16 protein-coding genes are annotated in these 15,888 nt (G+C 67.7%); 7 read left to right on the plus strand and 9 right to left on the minus strand.

Annotation, left to right across the window (positions count from 1 at the left end; translation table 11 throughout):
* Positions 1–4 precede the first annotated feature (4 nt).
* The 7 genes from HLG70_RS05525 to HLG70_RS05555 form a co-directional block, all read right to left on the minus strand.
* Positions 5–487 (minus strand): YbaK/prolyl-tRNA synthetase associated domain-containing protein, encoded by a 483-nt coding sequence (locus HLG70_RS05525; protein ID WP_171663567.1) that lies wholly within the window; start codon positions 485–487, stop codon positions 5–7.
* 75 nt (positions 488–562) lie between these two features.
* Complete coding sequence (locus HLG70_RS05530; RefSeq protein ID WP_171663566.1) at positions 563–1,285, minus strand: response regulator transcription factor; 723 nt, start codon at positions 1,283–1,285, stop codon at positions 563–565.
* Positions 1,286–1,419: 134 nt separating this feature from the next.
* Positions 1,420–2,889, minus strand: coding sequence for an efflux transporter outer membrane subunit (locus HLG70_RS05535; protein ID WP_171663565.1), 1,470 nt, complete (start codon positions 2,887–2,889; stop codon positions 1,420–1,422).
* A gap of 6 nt (positions 2,890–2,895) precedes the next feature.
* Positions 2,896–4,041: an ABC transporter permease gene (locus HLG70_RS05540; RefSeq protein WP_171663564.1), complete on the minus strand. Its 1,146-nt coding sequence runs from the start codon at positions 4,039–4,041 to the stop codon at positions 2,896–2,898.
* Positions 4,038–4,985 carry an ABC transporter ATP-binding protein gene (locus HLG70_RS05545; protein WP_171663563.1) on the minus strand — a complete coding sequence of 316 codons (948 nt, stop codon included), beginning with the start codon at positions 4,983–4,985 and terminating at the stop codon, positions 4,038–4,040. The genes HLG70_RS05540 and HLG70_RS05545 overlap by 4 nt, the downstream gene beginning before the upstream one ends.
* Entirely contained in the window at positions 4,982–5,944 is a 963-nt protein-coding gene (locus tag HLG70_RS05550; protein ID WP_171663562.1) for an HlyD family secretion protein, read from the minus strand. The genes HLG70_RS05545 and HLG70_RS05550 overlap by 4 nt, the downstream gene beginning before the upstream one ends.
* Before the next feature lie 2 nt (positions 5,945–5,946).
* Positions 5,947–6,669, minus strand: a complete 723-nt coding sequence (locus HLG70_RS05555) for a TetR/AcrR family transcriptional regulator (protein ID WP_171663561.1) — start codon at positions 6,667–6,669, stop codon at positions 5,947–5,949.
* A gap of 163 nt (positions 6,670–6,832) precedes the next feature.
* Between HLG70_RS05555 and HLG70_RS05560 the strand changes: the two genes are divergently transcribed.
* The 3 genes from HLG70_RS05560 to HLG70_RS05570 all read left to right on the plus strand — a co-directional run bounded on the left by HLG70_RS05560 (position 6,833) and on the right by HLG70_RS05570 (position 9,326).
* On the plus strand, positions 6,833–7,882 hold the full coding sequence (locus tag HLG70_RS05560; RefSeq protein WP_171663560.1) for an NADP-dependent oxidoreductase: 1,050 nt from the start codon (positions 6,833–6,835) through the stop codon (positions 7,880–7,882).
* Entirely contained in the window at positions 7,879–8,559 is a 681-nt protein-coding gene (locus HLG70_RS05565; protein WP_171663559.1) for a type 1 glutamine amidotransferase domain-containing protein, read from the plus strand. Before HLG70_RS05560 ends, HLG70_RS05565 begins: the two co-directional genes overlap by 4 nt.
* Positions 8,560–8,726: 167 nt before the next feature.
* Positions 8,727–9,326, plus strand: a complete 600-nt coding sequence (locus tag HLG70_RS05570) for an HD-GYP domain-containing protein (protein ID WP_171663558.1) — start codon at positions 8,727–8,729, stop codon at positions 9,324–9,326.
* Positions 9,327–9,333: 7 nt separating this feature from the next.
* On the opposite strand, the gene HLG70_RS05575 is transcribed toward HLG70_RS05570, so the two are convergent.
* Both HLG70_RS05575 and HLG70_RS05580 read right to left on the minus strand, forming a co-directional pair.
* On the minus strand, positions 9,334–10,932 hold the full coding sequence (locus HLG70_RS05575; RefSeq protein WP_171663557.1) for a glycerol-3-phosphate dehydrogenase/oxidase: 1,599 nt from the start codon (positions 10,930–10,932) through the stop codon (positions 9,334–9,336).
* A gap of 88 nt (positions 10,933–11,020) precedes the next feature.
* Positions 11,021–11,812 (minus strand): DeoR/GlpR family DNA-binding transcription regulator, encoded by a 792-nt coding sequence (locus HLG70_RS05580; protein WP_213697161.1) that lies wholly within the window; start codon positions 11,810–11,812, stop codon positions 11,021–11,023.
* A gap of 210 nt (positions 11,813–12,022) precedes the next feature.
* Between HLG70_RS05580 and HLG70_RS05585 the strand changes: the two genes are divergently transcribed.
* Genes HLG70_RS05585 through HLG70_RS05600 form a run of 4 tightly spaced genes read left to right on the plus strand, consistent with a single transcriptional unit; the run spans position 12,023 to position 15,888 of the window.
* Positions 12,023–13,108 (plus strand): ABC transporter ATP-binding protein, encoded by a 1,086-nt coding sequence (locus tag HLG70_RS05585; RefSeq protein ID WP_171663555.1) that lies wholly within the window; start codon positions 12,023–12,025, stop codon positions 13,106–13,108.
* Positions 13,108–14,196, plus strand: a complete 1,089-nt coding sequence (locus HLG70_RS05590) for an ABC transporter ATP-binding protein (RefSeq protein WP_171663554.1) — start codon at positions 13,108–13,110, stop codon at positions 14,194–14,196. The genes HLG70_RS05585 and HLG70_RS05590 overlap by 1 nt, the downstream gene beginning before the upstream one ends.
* Positions 14,193–15,083: a carbohydrate ABC transporter permease gene (locus tag HLG70_RS05595; RefSeq protein ID WP_171663553.1), complete on the plus strand. Its 891-nt coding sequence runs from the start codon at positions 14,193–14,195 to the stop codon at positions 15,081–15,083. Before HLG70_RS05590 ends, HLG70_RS05595 begins: the two co-directional genes overlap by 4 nt.
* Positions 15,076–15,888, plus strand: coding sequence for a carbohydrate ABC transporter permease (locus HLG70_RS05600; RefSeq protein WP_171663552.1), 813 nt, complete (start codon positions 15,076–15,078; stop codon positions 15,886–15,888). Before HLG70_RS05595 ends, HLG70_RS05600 begins: the two co-directional genes overlap by 8 nt.

Genomic DNA, 15,888 nt, shown 5'->3' on the forward strand with positions numbered 1-15,888 from the left:
GCGTTCAGGCCTTGATCAGCGGCGCCTCTTCGGGCGCGGCCAGGCGGAAGTAGTCTTCCGTATTCAGCAGGATGGACGCGTCCAGGCGGCCGGCGTTGAACACGATTTCATCGTGGCGGGTGCGCAGGCTGGGATCCACCAGCAACAACAGATCGGGATTGAAGCTGAAAGGCGGGATCGCGCCGATCTCGCAGCCGGTAAGTTCGCGCGCCAGGTCCTGGGACGCCAGCGAGGCCTTCTTGCCGCCCGCCGCGCGCGCGATCGCGTCCAGGTCGGCCTGCTGGTCGGCCGGAAACACGGCCAGCACATTCTTGCGCAGGTTCGACGAGATCTTCACGCGGCAGACCAGCGCCTTGGCGCCCTGGCTGACCTCGGTGCCGCGTATGGCCGCGACCTCGACGGAACGGCCGGCCGCGGGGTGTTCAAGCAGGCGGTAGCGGACCTGGTTGCGGGCAAGAAGGGCTTGCAGGCGTTCAAAGACTTCCATGGGGCAGCGGCGGGTGCAGGAGGGGGGCGCCGGGATTCGGCCCCGTACGCCGCATGATACGCCCGTGCGCGGTCGTCAGATCTCTCCGGTGAAGGCGTAGCCCCAGCCCCAGACGGTGCGGATCGGCAGGTCCATCTGCACGTCCTGCGCCTTGCGCCGCAACCGGCTGACGACGACATCGGTGCGGCGCATGGATTCGCGGCCCGCCTGCGGGTCGACGCCAGGCGGGTCGCTGCGGGGCATCCGCTTGTCGGGGGAGGCCGTCAGCTTGAGCAGGAACTCCCGTTCGGCCTGGGTCAGCGACAGGCGCGTGCCCTGCGGGCTGACGAGCGTCCAGGCCGCGTCGAGGAATTGCCATTTCCCGGTGGGTTCGGCGGGGAGGGCGGGGGCCGGCGCGCGCGGTTCGGCGTCGGCCGCGCGGCGGCCGGCGGCGGGCACGCGGCGCACCAGCGCCTGCAGCGCCGCCGCGATCTCGGCGGTGGCGACCTCCGGGGAAAAGCAGGCGTCGGCGCCGCAGTGCAGGCCAAGGATGCGGTTTTCCTGGGAATCGAAGGCGGATACGGCAACGATGCCGGCGGTGGTATCCATGGCGCGCAGACCTGCGACGGCCATGCAAAGATCGGAAAATTCGGCTTGCATCACGAGCAACGGGGTGCGGCGGGCCTGGAACAGGCGGAACAGCCCGTTGGAATCTTCGCAGCGGCGCGGCGAAAACCCCATTTCGGCCAGTTCCTCGCTGCGGCGTACGCGTTGGACGGCGTCGGGAGCGAAGACGATCAGGTCTAGTAAGTCATTCATGAATCGTTGTGGACATCAGTGCAGCTTGAGCGCTTGCATGATGCATCGGATACAACGATTTCCCAAACCTCGCACAGCGACACTTTTGTACCCGAATTCTCGGACATGACCGCGCAGATTGCCTTTGCGCGGATTCAGGGGGGCGCCGCGGCGGCTTCGTTCCACCAGCCGCCGCCCAGCGCTTGTAACAGCGCCGCCGTGTCGGTGTAGCGCGCGGCGTCCGCCGCCGTGCGCGAGATGCGCGTCTGCAAAACCTGCCGCTGGCTGTCCAGCAGGCTCAGATGGCTGATGCCGCCGGCCTGGTAGCGGCCGGCCGCGATCCGGCCGGCGTCGTCGGCGCGGCGCCAGGCCTCGTCGTAGGCGGCAAACGCGTCGCCGTCCGTCTGCACGGCGCGCAGGGCGTCGGCCACTTGCCGGAAGCCGTCCAGGACCGTTTGCCGGTAGGCCGCGGCGGCGGCGTCATAGGCGGCCTCGGCCGAGCGCTTGCGCGCCCGCAGCTCGCCGCCATGAAACAGCGGCTGCACCAGGCCCAGCCCCAGGTTCCAGACGTTCACGCCGTCGGCCAGCTGGCCCGCGCCGGTGCGCTGCGATCCGAAACTGGCGGTCAGCGTGAACTGCGGATACAGGTTGGCCGTGGCCACGCCCACGTCGGCCGACGCCTTGTGCCACAGGGCCTCGGCGGCAAGGATGTCGGGTCGCTGGCGCGTCAGCGCCGACGGCACGCCCGTGGGCACGTCGGCAGGCAGGGTCAGGTCGGCCAGCCGCAGCGGCGCCGTTTGCAGGGCGGCGGGCGGTACCCCCAGGTAGGTGGCAAGCTGATGCGTCACCTGCGCCAGCTGATAGTCCAGCGGCGGCACGGTGGCGCGGGTCTGCGCGACCAGCAACTCCTGGTTGCGCAGATCGGCCAGCGCGATGCCGCCCGCGTCCAGCCGCTGCCGCATGATGTCCTGCTGGCGGGTCTGCGCCGCCAGCAGTTCGTGCGTGGCGGCCAGGCGCTCGCTCAGGTCGGCCTGGCGAATGGCGGCCGTGACGACGTTGGCCGCCAGCGACATGCGGGCGGCCTGCAATTCGTGCGACTGGTAGTCCACCTGCGCGGCCAGCCCCTCCAGCGCCCGCTGATTGCCGCCAAACACGTCCAGCGTGTAGGACACGTCGATGGAGGCGTTGTAGAGGGTGAAGGGCGGGGGCTGCTCGGCCAGCGGCACCCCGAAGGCGGCGGGGTCCACCTTTTGCCTGGCGACGGAGAGATTGCCGTCCACCGATGGCAGCTGGCGCCCGCCGGTTTCGGCATTCAGGTCCTCCTGGGCCTGGCGCAGCCGGGCGCGCGCCTGTTCCAGCGTGGGGCTGGCGTCCAGCGCCTGCCGGACCAGGCGGTCCAGGGCGTCGGAACGGAACAGCCGCCACCACTCCGCCGGGATGTCCCTGTCCGGCAGGAACCGCTGCGCGCCATCGGACGGACCCGGGTCCGCCTGCGCCGTGTAGGCGGACACGTCCGGCGCCGCCGGGGATGTGAAATCAGGGCCGACCGCGCAGCCCGACAGCAGCGCGCACAGCGCGATCGAGGCCAGGGGGCGGGGGGCGGACAGGCGGGCTGGGCGGTGCATGGCGGGTCAATCCAGGGTGCGGCGGTAGAACTTCACGGCGGCGGTCATGACGACCACGGTGAACAGCAGCAGCGGCCAGATGCTGGGCCACAGGTCCCACCAGCCGTTGCCCTTGAGCAGGATGCCGCGGATCAGGCGGTTGAAATGGGTCAGCGGCAGCAGGTTGCCCAGGTACTGCGCCCACATCGGCATCCCCTGGAACGGGAACATGAACCCCGACAGCAGCATGTTGGGCAGGAAATAGAACATGGTCAGCTGCATGGCTTGCAGCTGGTTCTGCGCCAGCGACGACAGCGTGATGCCCACCGTCAGGTTCGCCGCCACGAACAGCAGCGCCGCCAGGTACACGGACAGCAGGCTGCCCATGATCGGCACATGGAACACGAAGTGCGCGGCCAGCAGGATGATGGTTGCCTGGATCAGGCCGATCGCGATGTAAGGCACGATCTTGCCCGTCATCACCTCGATCGGCCGCACCGGCATCGCCAGCAGGTTTTCCATCGTGCCGCGTTCGCGCTCGCGGGTCATGGCCAGGCCGGTCATCATCACCAGTGTCATCGTGAGGATCACCCCCATCAGCCCCGGCACTGTGTTGTATTGCGAGATCTGCTCTTCGTTGTAGAGCTGGTGCACACGCACGTCGAATGGCGGCTGGCCGCCAGCCAGGGCCGCCAGGGGGCCGGTCAGGTCTTTTTGCGCCACGGCCTGCGTCAGCTGGGTGGCCGCGCCGATGGCCATGCCGGTCGCCATGGGATCGGTGGCGTCGGCCTCGATCAGCAGCGCCGGGCGTTCGCCGCGCAGCAGGCGGCGCGTGAAGTCCGGGGGTATCGTCACCACGAACAGCACCCGGCCTTGGGCCAGCGCGGCGCGTCCGGCTTCCTCGTTGTCCAGTTCCTCGGTGATGTGGAAGTAGTCCGAGGACTTCATCGCCGCGATGAAGCTGCGCGTGAACGGGCTGTGGTCGGCCGCGATCACGGCGGTGGGCATCTGCCTGGGGTCGGTGTTGATGGCGTAGCCGAACAACGCCAGCTGCATGATGGGCAGGCCCACGATCATGCCGAAGGTGATGCGGTCGCGCCGCAGCTGCAGGAACTCCTTTAGCACCATGCTCCACCAGCGCGACCAGGAAAAGCCTTGCAGGCGCTGGATCATGGCCGGCTCGCGAAGTTATCCGTGGACCGGTTCATCAGGTAGATGAAGACGTCCTCGAGGCTGGTGTCGATGCGTTCCAGGCGCAGGTCCTGGCCCTCGATGGCGCTTCTGAGCGTGTGCTCCAGCAGCGCCGCGTCCTGGCCGCTGATGTGCAGCGCGGAACCGAACGCCACCGTCTGGTCCACGCCTGGCGCGCCGCGCAGGCGCTGGCCCAGCGGCACCAGGTTGTGGCCGTGGATGGCCCAGGTGGTCAGGTGCTGCTCGGCGATCACCTGGTCGGCCGTGCCCTGCGTCAGCAGCTTGCCGTAGGAGATATAGGCCAGCTTGTGGCAGCGTTCGGCCTCGTCCATGTAGTGCGTGCTGACCAGGACCGAAATGCCGCGCGCGGCCAGCTCGTGCAGCTGCTCCCAGAAGTCGCGCCGCGCGGTGGGATCCACGCCGGCGGTGGGCTCGTCCAGCAGCAGCAGCCGCGGCTGGTGCAGCAGGCAGGCGGCCAGCGCCAGCCGCTGCTTCCAGCCGCCCGACAGCGAGCCCGTCAGCTGGCCGGCCCGGCTTTGCAGTCCCAGGTCCTCCAGCGCACGGTCCACGGTTTCCTTGCGCTGCGGCATGCCATACATGCGGGCCACGAAGTCCAGGTTCTCGCGGATGGTCAGGTCGTCCCAGTAGGAGAACTTCTGCGTCATGTAGCCCACGTGCCGCTTGATCTGTGCGCTGTCGCGGACGATGTCGTAGCCCAGGCAGGTGCCGCTGCCGGAATCGGGCGTAAGCAGGCCGCACATCAGGCGGATGCAGGTGGTCTTGCCGCTGCCGTTGGGGCCCAGGAAGCCGAAGATCTCGCCTTCGCGCACCTGCAGCGACACGTCGTTGACGACGTGCTTGTCTCCAAAGTGCTTGTTCAGGGCGCGGACGTCGATGACGTTGCCGCCTTCTGCGTGCGCGTTCATTGCAGCGTGGCCTCCACCGGCTGGCCCGGATGCAGCCGGGCCGCGGCCTCGGGCGCGGGCCGGGCCTCCACCATGTAGACCAGCTTGCTGCGGCTTTCGCGGCTGTAGATGACCGGCGGCGTGTACTCGGCCTGGTCCGACACGTAGTCGATGCGTACGGGAATGGGATCTCCGCAGCCGTCGCAGCGCAGCGTGGCCTGCTGCCCGACCTTCAGCGATCCCACCACGGTTTCCGGCACGAAGAAGCGCACCTTGATGTTGCCGGGCGGCAGCAGGCTCACGACCGGACTGCCCGCCGGCACCCATTCGCCCACGCGGTACATCGTGTCGAACACCTGCCCGGCGGCGGGCGCGGCCAGGCGCTTCTGGGCCAGCGTCCATTCCGCCTGCGTCAGCGCGGCGCGGGCCGCCTCCACCTGGGCGGCCTGGGCGCGCCGCTGCTCGTCGCGGCCGGGAAGCCGGGTCACTTCCAGCTGCGCCTTCAATTCGCGCACCCGCGCGGCGTCCGATTGCGCCTGTTCGCGGCTGTCGTCCAGCTGCGAACGCGCGATGCCGCCGATGCGGAACTGCGCGCTGTCGCGCTGCAACTGCGCGGCGGAACGGCGGCTGGCGGCTTCCGCCTGCGCCAGCTGGGCGAGGCTGACGTCGACTTCGGGCGGGCGCTTGCCGGTGGCGATGTCTTCCAGCTGCGCGCTGGCCGCCGCCAGTTCCGCGCTGGCCTGGTCGCGCGCGGCCGCTTCGCGCGTGGCTTCCAGCGCGTACAAGGGCGTGTCGGCGCCGACCTGCTGGCCGCGGCGCACCGTCAGCGCGTCCAGGCGGCCTGCCTCGGACGAGGCGATGTAGACGTACTCGCCTTCCACATATCCCTGGTAGAAGGCCTGCTCGTTGTTGCCGCAGCCGGCCAGCAACAGCAGGGCCAGGACCGGGGCGGCGGCGGGCACGGGGCGTAGGGTGCGCATGGTCAGCGTCCTGAGGGTGGGGCTTGGGGCGGCGTGAACAGGCCGCCCGTCAGCATGGCGATGGCGTGGGCCGCGATCGCCTCGTGGTTGATGGCCTGCGCGACAGGATCGCCCTGCCAGATGCGGCGCCACAAGTTGGAGGTGGCCAGCGGCAGCAGGGTCATGCCCAGGATGGAAAGAAACACCAGGCGCGGTTCCACGCCCGGCGTGATGGCGCCGCGGCGCTGGCATTCGGCGATCAGGCCCGCAAACGCCTGCAGCCTGTCCGCAGGCAGATGGCGGAGCACGCGTTCGCGCAGCTGGCCGCCTTCATTGACCACTTCGTGCATCCACAGCGAAGGCAGCCAGGGCCGTTCGGTTGCGCTCTGCACCAGGCGGGTCACGATTTCCGTGATGAAGCCGCGCGCGGCGGCGGCCGGGTCCGGATGGGATTCCCGGTCCGGCGCGGTTGGCAGCGGCACCGGTTCCCAGACAAAGCCGATGACCGGCACGATCCGTTCCAGCACGACCGCGTCGATCAGCTGGTCGCGGCTCTTGAAGTAGTAATGCAGCATGGCGGGCGTCACGCCCGCGCGCTGCGCGATGTTGGCGATGGTGGTGGCGGCCACGCCTTGCGCGGCGAACAGGCCGGTCGCCAGGTCCAGCAGCTTGGCGCGCGCGGCGGCATTGTCCGGGCGCGGCGGGCGTCCGGGGCGTCGAGGGGAGGGAGGCGGGACTGGGCACATGCGCAAGATTCTAATTAAGGAATTAATTAATTAAAAGGGGGGCGACCATCAGGGTTACAACCTGGGGGGCGGGGGCATCAATGGTGTAATGGGTCGGTTCCCACAACGCCACCCGGGTATTGCCCGCAAGGCCCGGGCGGCTTCCCGAAGGAGGCTGGACGTTATGCCGCAATCGTCTTTGATCAACCGCCGTATCGTGCTTGCCGCGCGCCCGCACGGCGAGCCCGCCGACAGCGATTTCCGCCTGGAAACGGGCGAAGTGCCGCAGCCCGGCCCAGGCCAGGTGCTGCTGCGCACGGTCTATCTGTCCCTGGATCCCTATATGCGCGGCCGCATGAGCGACGCCCCGTCCTATGCCGAACCCGTCCAGGTTGGCCAGCCCATGGTGGGCGGCACCGTTACGCGGGTCGAGGCCTCCAATCATCCGCAGTACCAGCCCGGCGAATGGGTGCTGGCGCAGTCCGGCTGGCAGGACTACGCCGTATCCGATGGCACGGGCCTGGTGCGTCTGGGGGCCAATCCCCAGCATCCGTCCTATTCGCTGGGCGTGCTGGGCATGCCCGGCTTCACCGGCTACATGGGCCTGCTGGACATCGGCCAGCCCAAGGCCGGCGAAACCGTGGTGGTGGCCGCGGCCAGCGGCGCGGTGGGCGCGGTGGTCGGCCAGATCGCCAAGATCCACGGCTGCAAGGTCGTGGGCATCGCGGGCGGCCCGGACAAGTGCCGCTACGTGGTCGACGAACTGGGCTTTGACGAATGCCTGGACCACAAGGCGCCGGACCTGCCCGGACGCCTGGCCCGCGCCGTGCCGCAAGGCATCGACGTGTACTTCGAGAACGTGGGCGGCGCGGTCTTCGACGCCGTGCTGCCCCTGCTGAACCCGCGCGCCCGCGTGCCGGTCTGCGGACTGATCTCGGCCTACAACGCCACCAGCCAGCCCGAGGGGCCGGACCGCCTGGCGCTGCTGATGCGCACCATCCTGACCAAGCGGCTCAAGATGCAGGGTTTCATCATTTTCAATGAGTACGCACACCGCTATGGCGAATTCCGCGAAGCGATGGAAGGCCTGATCAAGGAAGGCCGGATCAAGTACCGCGAGGACGTGGTGGACGGCCTGGAGAATGCCCCGCGCGGGCTGATCGGGCTGCTCAAGGGCGAAAACGCCGGCAAACGCATCGTGCGGGTCGGCCCTGATGAACGGAGCGCAACATGAACATCCTGATCGTGCTGACTTCCCATGACACCCTGGGCAATACCGGCCGCAAGACGGGCTTCTGGCTGGAGGAGTTCGCGGCGCCTTACTACGCCTTCGTCGACGCCGGCGCCAAGGTAACGCTGGCGTCGCCCCACGGCGGCCAGCCGCCGCTGGATCCCAAGAGCGACGACCCCGACGCGCAAACCGACGATACGCGCCGCTTCCGGCAGGACGAGCAGGCGCAGCGCCTGCTGGCGTCCACCCGCCGGCTGGCCGAGGTGCAGCCCGCCGACTATGACGCGGTGTTCTACCCGGGCGGCCACGGGCCGCTATGGGATCTGGCGGAAGACGACAAGTCCATTGCCTTGATCGAGACCATGCTGGCGGCGGGCAAGCCGGTTTCGGCCGTGTGCCACGCGCCCGGCGTACTGCGCCACACCAAGACCGCCGATGGCAAGCCGTTGGTGCAGGGCAGGCAGGTCACGGGGTTTTCCAACGCGGAAGAAGCTGCCGTGCAGTTGACCGACGTGGTGCCGTTCCTGGTCGAGGACGAACTCAAGAAACTGGGTGGTCTCTACAGCAGCGGTCCGGACTGGCAGCCACATGTGGTCAGCGACGGACTTTTGATCACCGGCCAGAATCCGGCCTCGTCCGTGAAGGTGGCTCAAGCCCTGCTGGAGCGGCTCAAGAACTGAAAATGGCTGGAAATCGCGGCAGGGCCTGACCGGGCGGACGCAAAGCCAGGTTCTGCGCCGTCCCCGGACGGTTCATCTGTTTGGCTGATGTGGCGGCACATTGTGTCAGAATCGCTACTTTCTGACACAAGCACGCCGTGGCACAGTCCCGGCGCGCGCTTTTTCCGATGCCTCCCGACGTACCCGAAGTTCCCGAAGGTTCCTGCGAGGCGGCGCTGTTCGCCGCCATGCAGGCGCGTGACCCGGCCACAGGCCGGCATTGCAACAGAGTCGTCGCCCTGAGCGTGGCATTGGCCCGCGCCTGTGGCTTGCCTGAAGTCGAGCAGGACGCCGTCGCCGTTGCCGCAAGACTGCACGACGTGGGCAAGATCGGCACGCCCGACCGCGTGCTGCATTCGCCCAAGCGCCTGGACAAGGACGATTGGGAAATCATGAAGACGCACGCCGCGGTCGGGGCCGACATCATCATGCAATCCGCGATGCCGCAACGCGAGCTGATCGCGCTGGCGGTGCGCCATCACCATGAACACTTCGACGGTTCCGGGTATCCGGCCGGCCTGTCCGGGCACGACATCCCGCTGCATTCGCGCATCATTTCCCTGGCGGATTCCTACGATGCCCTGGGCGATGCGCGGCCCTATCATCCGGCGCGCACGCACGCGCAGATCATGCATATCCTGCACCTGGAAGCGGGATCCAAGTGCGATCCCGATCTGCTGCGAGTGTTCGAAAACATGATCCAGGCAAGCCCGCTGCGCGTGCCGTAGCAGGGCGCTATTTCAGGCGGTAGTTCGCGGCGACGACGGCCAGGTCCTGCAGCGTGCGCTGCTGCCAGGCGGCATCGTGGCCCAATTCTTCCGCCAGAATGCGCGCCACTTCGGGCGCGGCCAGCATGGCGGCTTCGCTGTCCAGGAACAGGGCGCGGTTGCGGCGCGCCAACACGTCCTCGGCGCTGCGCGCCAGCTCGAAACGCGCCGCGAAACGCACATGCGCTTCCGACAGGCCGCTGGCCTTGACCAGCATGCGGTCCGCGCCGGGCAGGGCCTTCAATGCGGCCAGGTCGCTGCCGTAATAGCTGTCCGGCGTGCCGGCATGTTCCTGCGCAGGCGCCAGTCCCGCCGCGCCGTGCAGCGGCAGCGATTCGGTGCGGCAGGTCGCTTGCGTCAGCAGCTGGTGCTGGATCGCGGTGTCCACCACGTCCTGCGCCATGCGGCGATAGGTGGTCCATTTGCCGCCCGTCACCGTCACCAGGCCGGCCTTGGAGACCAGGATCGTGTGCTCGCGCGACAGCTGCTTGGTGGAGGCTTCGCCGGTGGCCTTGACCAGCGGACGCAAGCCCGCCCAGACGCTGGTGACGTCGTCGCGCGTGGGTTTGCGGCTGAGATAGCGCGCCGCCGTGCCCAGGATGAAGTCCACGTCCTGCGCGCCCGCTTCGGGATCCAGCGGCAGGTCGTCGCGCGGCGTGTCGGTCGTGCCCACGATGGTGTGGCCGTTCCATGGCACCACGAACAGCACGCGGCCGTCGTCGGTCTTGGGAATGAGGATGGCGCGCTTGCCGGGCAGGAAGTCCTGCGGCAGGGTCAGGTGCACGCCCTGGCTCGGGGCCACCATCGTCTGCGCGTTCTTGTCTTCCATGCGCCGCACGGCATCGACCCAGACGCCGGTGGCATTGACGACGCAGCGCGCCCGCAAGGTGAAGCTGGCCCCGCCGATCACGTCCTGTACGGTCACGCCGTCCACCTTGCCGCTGGTGGAGGTCAGGCCGGTGGCGCGCACGTAGTTCACCGCGGTGCCGCCCAGGTCGAATAGCGTGCGCATCAGGCTGACGGCCAGGCGCGCGTCGTCGAACTGGCCGTCGTAGTACAGCACGCCGCCCTTGAGGCCGCGGCCGTTCACGTTTTCGGACAAGGTGGGCGCATTGGCCAGCGTTTCGCGGCGCGACAGCCAACGGCTGGGCGCCAGGTTCAGCTTGCCCGCCAGCATGTCGTACATCTTCAGGCCGATGCCGTAGAAGGGCTGGTCGAACAGGTTGTAGGCCGGTACCACGAAGCCCAGCGGCCACACCAGGTGCGGCGCGTTGCGATTGAGCAGGCCGCGTTCATGCAGGGCCTCGCGCACCAGGCTCACGTTGCCTTGCGCCAGATAGCGCACGCCGCCGTGGACGAGTTTGGTGGCCTTGCTGGACGTGCCCTTGGCGAAGTCCGCGCCTTCGACCAGCAGCGTCCGGTAGCCGCGCGAGGCGGCGTCGACGGCGGTGCCCAGGCCCGTCGCGCCGCCGCCGATGACGATGACGTCCCACGAGTGGGTGTTGTCCAGCGTGTTCAGCAGGCGGTTGCGGTCGGGCGGGGTGACGGAGGCTAGCGGTTGGTTCATATCGTTGGTGGCGGCGGCGCCGCGAGGTAGATTGCGGTGTTCGTGACGGCATGCCGGAAGCGGGCTCGTGGCCGGTCCGGCGCTTCGGTCAGGAAGTGGGTTTGAGGGTGTTGGGCGCGGCCGCGACGTCGCAGCGCACGCCGGAGTCCAGCAGCACCTGGGCCAGCGGTTCCTGCGGATGTGCGTCGGTGAAGAAGCGGTCTATCTGCGAGATATGCGCCAGTTCCACCATGGCCTGGCGCTTGAACTTGCTGCTGTCGGCCGCCAGCCAGACCTCGCGGGATTGTTCGATGATGGTCCGGGCCACGCGCACTTCGCGGAAGTCGTAATCGCGCAGGGTGCCGTCGGCCTCGATGCCGGAAATCCCGATCAGGCCGATATCCACCTTGAACTGGCGGATGAAGTCCATGGTGGCCTCGCCGACAATGCCGCGGTCGCGCGAGCGAACCACGCCGCCGGCCACGATGACTTCGCAGTCGGGGTTGTCCGACAGGATGTCGGCCACGTGCAGGTTGTTCGTGATGACGCGCAGCCCGCGGTGGCGCAGCAGCGCGCGCGCGATGGCCTCGGTGGTGGTGCCGATGTTCAGGATCAGCGAACAGCCGTCGGGCACGGCGCGCGCCACGGCTTCGGCGATGCGCTGCTTGCCCGCGGCGTGCAGCCCCTGGCGCTTGCGGTACGCAATGTTCTCGATGGTGGACGCTTCGATGCGCACGCCACCATGAAAGCGCGACAGCAGGCCGGCTTCCGAAAGGATGTTGACGTCCCGCCGCACGGTCTGCAGCGTGACGTCAAAACGTTTGGCGAGTTCTTCGATCGAGGCCGAGCCCTGGGCCCGCACCGTTTCGATCAACGCGCTCTGTCGTGGATTCAGTGTCATGTTCGCATGATAAAACAACAAAAGCGAAAAATAATGACGCACTGCAAGATTGTTTTTTGTTCGCTTCTTGAGTAAAACGCACAAAAAACGAAAGCCATCTGAAAGAGTATGCTCATCGTATTGCTCGCTTGAACGCAGGTCGCGACGCTGTACCGAATACCGAAGTCCGTAGAAAAAAACAGGGACGTATAAGTAGGTAGAGGAGACTAGATGCAGCTGACCCTGGACAGGATCGGTTTGCGAGCCGGCTCGCAAACGCACCTGTATCCCATGAGCCTGGCCCCGGTTCCGGGCGCCATGACGGTGCTGCTGGGGGCGACCCTGGCCGGCAAGACCTCGCTGATGCGCATCATGGCCGGACTGGACCGGCCCACCGAAGGCCGCGTGCTGGCCGACGGCGTCGACGTAACCGGCGTGCCCGTACGCCAGCGCAACGTGGCGATGGTGTATCAGCAGTTCATCAACTACCCCTCCATGTCGGTCTACGACAACATCGCCTCGCCGCTGAAGCTGCGCGGCGCGTCCGACACGCGCGAGAAAGTCCAGGCCATGGCGGCGCGGCTGCACATAGACCACCTGCTGGCGCGCTATCCGTCGGAACTGTCCGGCGGACAGCAGCAGCGGGTGGCGCTGGCCCGGGCCCTGGCCAAGGACGCGCCGCTGATCCTGCTGGACGAACCGCTGGTCAACCTGGACTACAAATTGCGCGAGGAACTGCGCGACGAACTGTCCGAATTGTTCGCCGAAGGGCGGTCCACGGTGGTCTACGCCACGACCGAACCGGGCGAGGCGCTGTTGCTGGGAGGCCACACCGCGGTGCTGGATGCCGGCGAGCTGCTGCAGTACGGCCCCACCGCGGAGGTCTTTCACCGCCCCAATTCCATCCGCGTGGCGCGCGCGTTCAGCGATCCGCCCATGAACCTGTTCGCCGCCCGGCGCCAGGAAGCCGGCTTCGTCCTGCAAGGCGACGTGTTGGTGGAGCGCGCGCTGCCGCCGGGCGCGGACGCGGACATCACCGCCGGCCTGCGGGCGGGGGCGCTGGACGTGGAGCCCCGTCCCGGCCACATCCCGCTGCCGGGACTGGTCAAGCTGGCCGAGATTTCCGGGTCCGACACCTTCGTGCACGCGGAAACGGCCGCGGGCGACGTGGTGGCGCAATTGCCCGGCGTACACCGCTATACGCTGGACCAGCGAGTGCAGCTGTATTTCGATCCCGCGCAGACCTACGCCTTCGGCGCCGATGGCGCGCTGCTGGCCGCGCCCCGGCAGCCGGCGGGCGCGGGGGAGGTGGCCTGATGGCGCAGATCGAGCTGGACCTGTCCCATTCCTACGTGCCGGACCCGAAGACCGATGAGGACTATGCGCTGCTGCCGCTGAAATTCACCTTCCGCGACGGCGGAGCCTATGCCTTGCTGGGGCCGTCCGGCTGCGGCAAGACCACGCTGCTGAACTGCGTGTCCGGCCTCTTGCGCCCCTCGCACGGGCGCATCCTGTTCGACGGCCAGGACGTCACCGGCAAGAGCCCGCAGGCGCGCAACATCGCCCAGGTCTTCCAGTTTCCGGTGGTGTACGACACCATGACCGTCGCCCAGAACCTGGCCTTTCCGCTGCGCAACCGGGGCATTCCGCCCGACCGCATCCGCGACCGCGTGGGCCGCATTGCCGAGATGCTGGAAATGTCCAGCGTGCTGGACCGCCGCGCCAGCGGCTTGACGGCGGATGCCAAGCAGAAGATCTCGCTGGGCCGGGGGCTCGTGCGCAGCGACGTGTCGGCCATCCTGTTCGACGAGCCGCTCACGGTGATCGATCCGCAGCTCAAGTGGGAACTGCGGCGCAAGCTCAAGGAAATCCATCACGAATTCAAGCTCACGCTGATCTACGTGACGCACGACCAGACCGAGGCGCTGACCTTTGCCGACCAGGTCATGGTCATGGCGCGAGGCCGCGCCGTCCAGGTGGGCAGCGCGGACGACCTGTTCCAGCGGCCCGAACACACCTTCGTCGGCCATTTCATCGGGTCGCCCGGCATGAACTTCCTGCCCGCGCAGTGGCGCGACGGGGCGCTGATGCTGGGCCAGTGCCGGGTCGAGGGCGTGGCGCAGCCCATGGCGGCCAAGCTGGCCGAGGCCGGCCCGGTCAAGCTGGGCGTGCGCCCCGAGTACCTCAAGGTGACCGAGCCGGGCACGCCCGGCGCCGTGCCCATGCGCGTGGAGCGCGTGCAGGACGTGGGCACCTACACGCTGCTGGTGGCCGACTTCGAAGGCACGCCGGTGCGCGCGCGGCTGGGCAGCAACATCGTCCACGCCGCTGCCGGCGAAACGGTGTGGCTGTCCGTGCTGAACCCGCACACCTGCTTTTACCGCGACGAGGAGCTGATCCGATGAAACCCATAGATCACCGGGCCTGGTTCCTGGTCCTGCCCGTGGTGCTGTGCGTGGCGTTCTCGGCCATCCTGCCGCTGATGACCATCGTCAACTATTCGGTGCAGGACATCATTTCGCCCGAGCGCCGCGTCTTCGTCGGCACGGAATGGTTTGCCGCGGTCCTGCAGGACGAAGAACTGCACGGCGCCTTGTTCCGCCAGATCGGCTTTTCGGTGGCGGTGCTGGTCATCCAGATCCCGCTGGGCATCCTGCTGGCGTTGTCCATGCCCGCCAGCGGCTGGCGCGCCTCGGCGGTGCTGGTGATCATCGCGCTGTCGCTGTTGATCCCGTGGAACGTGGTGGGCACGATCTGGCAGGTGTTCGGGCGCACCGACATCGGTCTGCTGGGCGCCACCCTGTCCTGGCTGGGCGTGGACTACAACTACACCGGCAACGACTTCGACGCCTGGGTCACCGTGCTGATCATGGACGTCTGGCACTGGACTCCGCTGGTCGCGCTGCTCTGCTATGCGGGCCTGCGCGCGATTCCCGACGCGTATTACCAGGCTGCCCGCATCGACGGCGCGTCGCGCTTCGCCGTGTTCCGCTACATCCAGCTGCCCAAGATGCGCGGTGTGCTGATGATTGCGGTGCTGCTGCGCTTCATGGACAGCTTCATGATCTACACCGAGCCCTTCGTGCTGACCGGCGGCGGGCCCGGCAACGCCACCACCTTCCTGTCCCAGTACCTGACCCAGAAGGCGGTGGGGCAGTTCGACCTGGGCCCGGCCGCCGCGTTTTCCATCATCTATTTCCTGATCATCCTGCTGTTGTGCTTCATCCTCTACAACTGGATGCAGCGCGCCGGCACCACCGGCGGCTTCGACGAGGAGCGTGCAAATGCGTGAGAACAACACCTGGTGGCGCGGCGCTTTCCTGACCCTGTACCTGGTGTTCGCCATCCTGCCGCTGTACTGGATGCTGAACATGTCGTTCAAGACGAACACCGAAATCGTCAGCACGCTGACGCTGTGGCCGCGCGACTTCACCTTCGAGCACTACCGCACCATCTTCACGGACCCGGCCTGGTATTCGGGCTACATCAACTCGCTGATCTATGTCGTCATCAACACCGTGATCTCGCTGACGGTGGCGCTGCCGGCGGCCTACGCGTTCTCGCGCTACCGCTTCATCGGCGACAAGCACGTGTTCTTCTGGCTGCTCACCAACCGGATGACGCCTCCCGCCGTGTTCCTGCTGCCGTTCTTCCAGCTCTACAGTTCGTTCGGGCTGATGGATACCCATCTGGCGGTGGCGCTGGCGCACCTGGTGTTCAACGTGCCGCTGGCCGTGTGGATCCTGGAGGGTTTCATGTCCGGCGTCCCGCGCGAGATCGACGAAACCGCCTACGTCGACGGCTATTCGTTTCCGCGCTTTTTCCTGACGATCTTCCTGCCGCTGATCAAGTCGGGCGTGGGGGTGGCGGCCTTCTTCTGCTTCATGTTCAGCTGGGTGGAACTGCTGTTGGCGCGCACGCTGACGTCCGTCAATGCCAAGCCCATCGTCGCCACCATGACGCGCACGGTGTCGGCCTCGGGCATGGACTGGGGCGTGCTGGCGGCAGCGGGCGTGCTGACCATCGTGCCTGGCGGCATCGTCATCTGGTTCGTGCGCCACTACATCGCGAAGGGCTTCGCGATGGGCCGCGTGTAG

The organism is Achromobacter deleyi, assembly GCF_013116765.2.
Classification (GTDB): Bacteria; Pseudomonadota; Gammaproteobacteria; order Burkholderiales; family Burkholderiaceae_B; genus Achromobacter; species Achromobacter deleyi_A.

Excerpts from the sequence above, each read along its gene's own strand:
- HLG70_RS05525 (WP_171663567.1), bottom strand. The coding sequence starts at position 487 with ATGGAAGTCTTTGAACGCCTGCAAGCCCTTCTTGCCCGCAACCAGGTC.
- HLG70_RS05530 (WP_171663566.1), bottom strand. The coding sequence starts at position 1,285 with ATGAATGACTTACTAGACCTGATCGTCTTCGCTCCCGACGCCGTCCAA.
- HLG70_RS05535 (WP_171663565.1), bottom strand. The coding sequence starts at position 2,889 with ATGCACCGCCCAGCCCGCCTGTCCGCCCCCCGCCCCCTGGCCTCGATC.
- HLG70_RS05540 (WP_171663564.1), bottom strand. The coding sequence starts at position 4,041 with ATGATCCAGCGCCTGCAAGGCTTTTCCTGGTCGCGCTGGTGGAGCATG.
- HLG70_RS05545 (WP_171663563.1), bottom strand. The coding sequence starts at position 4,985 with ATGAACGCGCACGCAGAAGGCGGCAACGTCATCGACGTCCGCGCCCTG.
- HLG70_RS05550 (WP_171663562.1), bottom strand. The coding sequence starts at position 5,944 with ATGCGCACCCTACGCCCCGTGCCCGCCGCCGCCCCGGTCCTGGCCCTG.
- HLG70_RS05555 (WP_171663561.1), bottom strand. The coding sequence starts at position 6,669 with ATGTGCCCAGTCCCGCCTCCCTCCCCTCGACGCCCCGGACGCCCGCCG.
- HLG70_RS05560 (WP_171663560.1), top strand. The coding sequence starts at position 6,833 with ATGCCGCAATCGTCTTTGATCAACCGCCGTATCGTGCTTGCCGCGCGC.
- HLG70_RS05565 (WP_171663559.1), top strand. The coding sequence starts at position 7,879 with ATGAACATCCTGATCGTGCTGACTTCCCATGACACCCTGGGCAATACC.
- HLG70_RS05570 (WP_171663558.1), top strand. The coding sequence starts at position 8,727 with ATGCCTCCCGACGTACCCGAAGTTCCCGAAGGTTCCTGCGAGGCGGCG.
- HLG70_RS05575 (WP_171663557.1), bottom strand. The coding sequence starts at position 10,932 with ATGAACCAACCGCTAGCCTCCGTCACCCCGCCCGACCGCAACCGCCTG.
- HLG70_RS05580 (WP_213697161.1), bottom strand. The coding sequence starts at position 11,812 with ATGACACTGAATCCACGACAGAGCGCGTTGATCGAAACGGTGCGGGCC.
- HLG70_RS05585 (WP_171663555.1), top strand. The coding sequence starts at position 12,023 with ATGCAGCTGACCCTGGACAGGATCGGTTTGCGAGCCGGCTCGCAAACG.
- HLG70_RS05590 (WP_171663554.1), top strand. The coding sequence starts at position 13,108 with ATGGCGCAGATCGAGCTGGACCTGTCCCATTCCTACGTGCCGGACCCG.
- HLG70_RS05595 (WP_171663553.1), top strand. The coding sequence starts at position 14,193 with ATGAAACCCATAGATCACCGGGCCTGGTTCCTGGTCCTGCCCGTGGTG.
- HLG70_RS05600 (WP_171663552.1), top strand. The coding sequence starts at position 15,076 with ATGCGTGAGAACAACACCTGGTGGCGCGGCGCTTTCCTGACCCTGTAC.